The following is a 2368-nucleotide window of genomic DNA, read 5'->3' as shown; positions in this document are numbered from 1 at the left end:
GTAACCGTCCGGTCTGGCCGCTATCCGTTCCAACGCCAGGGCAGCAGGTCGTCGACCTTGGTTATCTTGTAGTCGGGGATACGAGCGAGGGTGTCGGCGAGCCAGGCGTGGGGATCGACGGCGTTGAGCTTGGCTGTCTCGATGAGGGTGTAGGCGATGGCGGCGGCCTTTCCGCCTGCCTCGGAGCCGACGAAGAGGTAGTTCTTCCGCCCGAGGGCGATGGCGCGCATGCCGCGTTCGGCGGCGTTGTTGTCGAGTTCGAGGTTGCCGTGGTCGAGGTAGGGACGCAGGCGCTCCATGCGGGTCAGGGCATAGCGAATGGCCGCTGCGAGCGGTGATTTGCCAGAGATCGTCGTGAGTTGCATGGCCAGCCATCGCTCCAGATCGTCGAAGATCGGGGCGGCATGGGCTTGTCGCAGTTCGGCGCGGCGGTCTGGCGGCGTCCCTCTGGCTTCCTTTTCCACGGCGTAGAGCTGGGCGATCCGGCCGATGGCCTCTTCGGCGATGGGGGAACCTTGCGACCGGAAGATATCGACGAACTTGCGCCGGACATGGGCCATGCAGGCGACCTCGCGGATCGCCCCGGCCCGATAGAGGTCCTCGAACCCGGCATAACCATCGGCGTGCATCCAGCCCCGGAACCGGGCGAGATGGTCCTTCGGGTGCTGGCCCTTGCGGTCGCCGGAGAACCGATACCAGGCCGCGGGTGGGGCATCGCTTCCCCACGGTCGTTCGTCACGGGCATAGGTCCAGAGCCGTGCCGTCTGGGTCTTGCCGGTGCCGGGGGCGAGCATGCTGATGGGCGTGTCGTCTGCGAAGATCGCCTCAGCCGACAGAACATGGCGACCGATGGCGTCGGCCAGGGGTTCCAGCAGGGCGGTGGTCTTGCCGACCCAGTCGGCCAGCGTCGAGCGATCAAGATCAAGGCCTTCGCGGTCGAAGATCTGGCTCTGGCGATACAGGGGAAGATGGTCGGCGTATTTGCTGACCAGCACATGAGCCAAGAGACCCGGCCCGGGGCGACCGCGTTCAATCGGGCGCGAGGGCAGCGAGACCTGGACGAAGCGTTCACAGCAGGCGCAAGTCAGCCGGGGGCGCACGATCCGGTTCACGATGAAGCGGCCGGGGACATACTCCAGTTCTTCGGTGACATCCTCGCCGATCCGGCGCAGGCGCCCGCCACAATCGGCACAGGCATCGATGCCCGGCGTCAGTTCCACCTCCATCCGGGGAATGTGATCCGGGATCGGACGACGCTTGGGTTTGTCCTTCTCCTCGATGTCCGGCAGACGCATCCGCGCGGTCATCGCGGCGGCGGCAATCTCACTCGTCTCCAGCGCCAACTGAAGCTGTTCCGCTGTCTCGGACGACGCGCCAAACCGGTGCGCGCGGTGCCCGGCCAACTGATGCTGGAGCTTCTCGATCAGGACCGCCTGCGCCTTCACCTCGGCCAGAAGCCGCGCGGTGAAGCTGCGCAGCTCCTCGGGGTCTTCCGGCAAGGTCAGGGTTTGATCGAGCATGCAAGAAGTTTATCCCACTGTATTCCTTGTGGGAATCCTTCTTTTGCAGGGCGGCAGATTATCCCGCTGCCAAGGGCCGCCACGTCCGCTGCGGCGCCCGCCAGTCAATGCCTTCGAGCAGCATCGACAACTGGGCTGGCGTCAGTGCCACCTTGCCCTCCTTGGCCGAGGGCCAGACGAACCGCCCCTTCTCCAGCCGCTTCATGAACATGCAGGCCCCCTGGCCATCCCACCAGATGACCTTGACCAGATCACCCCGGCGGCCCCGGAACACGAACAGATGTCCGGCAAACGGGTCCTGCTTCAGCACCGCCTCGGCCTGTGCCGCGAGCGCCGCAAAGCCCTTGCGCATGTCGGTGACGCCCGCCGCTAGCCAGACCCGCGTGTCGGCCGGAACCGGGATCATACCGTCAGGCCTCGGATCAGCCGCGCCAGCGCCTCGGGGTCATAGCTGCCGCTGATCCTCATCCGGTGCCCGCCAGCCAGGTCGATCTCGATGTGGTTGTCGGCGGCGGGCACCGCCATCGGCGCCTTCGTCTCCGCGACGATCTCGACCGGCAGAAAGCGCGGCGCCTCCAACACGGTCGACGCCAACGTCGGGTCGGGCGCATAACGCGGATCGCGCAGCCACTTGAAGATCAGGTTCGCGTTCACCGCGTAGCGCCGCGCCACCTGGGCGACCGAAACACCGGGCGCAGTGGTCTGGAAGCAGATCGACCGCTTCTCCTCGTCTGTCCAAAGCCGCTTCGTCTGACGCGCCACGCCATCACCATAGTGTCCACTATCGATGGTGGACACTATCCGCCCCTCTCACCACGCGGCAGGGCGGTCAGGCCGGACGCTTACGA

General features: G+C 66.0%; 3 protein-coding genes. All 3 read right to left on the bottom strand.

Going from position 1 to position 2368, the window contains the following annotated elements:
• Positions 1 to 20 precede the first annotated feature (20 nt).
• Genes tnpC through tnpA form a run of 3 tightly spaced genes read right to left on the bottom strand, consistent with a single transcriptional unit; the run spans position 21 to position 2318 of the window.
• Positions 21 to 1520: an IS66 family transposase gene (gene tnpC / locus ACFOMH_RS20525; RefSeq protein WP_377746792.1), complete on the bottom strand. Its 1500-nt coding sequence runs from the start codon at positions 1518 to 1520 to the stop codon at positions 21 to 23.
• A 58-nt stretch (positions 1521 to 1578) separates the two neighbouring features.
• Positions 1579 to 1926 carry an IS66 family insertion sequence element accessory protein TnpB gene (gene tnpB / locus ACFOMH_RS20520; protein WP_377746791.1) on the bottom strand — a complete coding sequence of 116 codons (348 nt, stop codon included), beginning with the start codon at positions 1924 to 1926 and terminating at the stop codon, positions 1579 to 1581.
• The gene (gene tnpA / locus ACFOMH_RS20515; RefSeq protein ID WP_377746790.1) at positions 1923 to 2318 is read right to left on the bottom strand and encodes an IS66-like element accessory protein TnpA; all 396 of its coding nucleotides are present in this window, start codon (positions 2316 to 2318) and stop codon (positions 1923 to 1925) included. Before tnpA ends, tnpB begins: the two co-directional genes overlap by 4 nt.
• Positions 2319 to 2368: the final 50 nt, after the last annotated feature.

The organism is Paracoccus mangrovi, assembly GCF_042648425.1.
Classification (GTDB): Bacteria; Pseudomonadota; Alphaproteobacteria; order Rhodobacterales; family Rhodobacteraceae; genus Paracoccus; species Paracoccus mangrovi.
The sequence above is the reverse complement of the archived record's forward strand: the minus strand, read 5'-3'. Positions and strand labels throughout refer to the sequence as shown.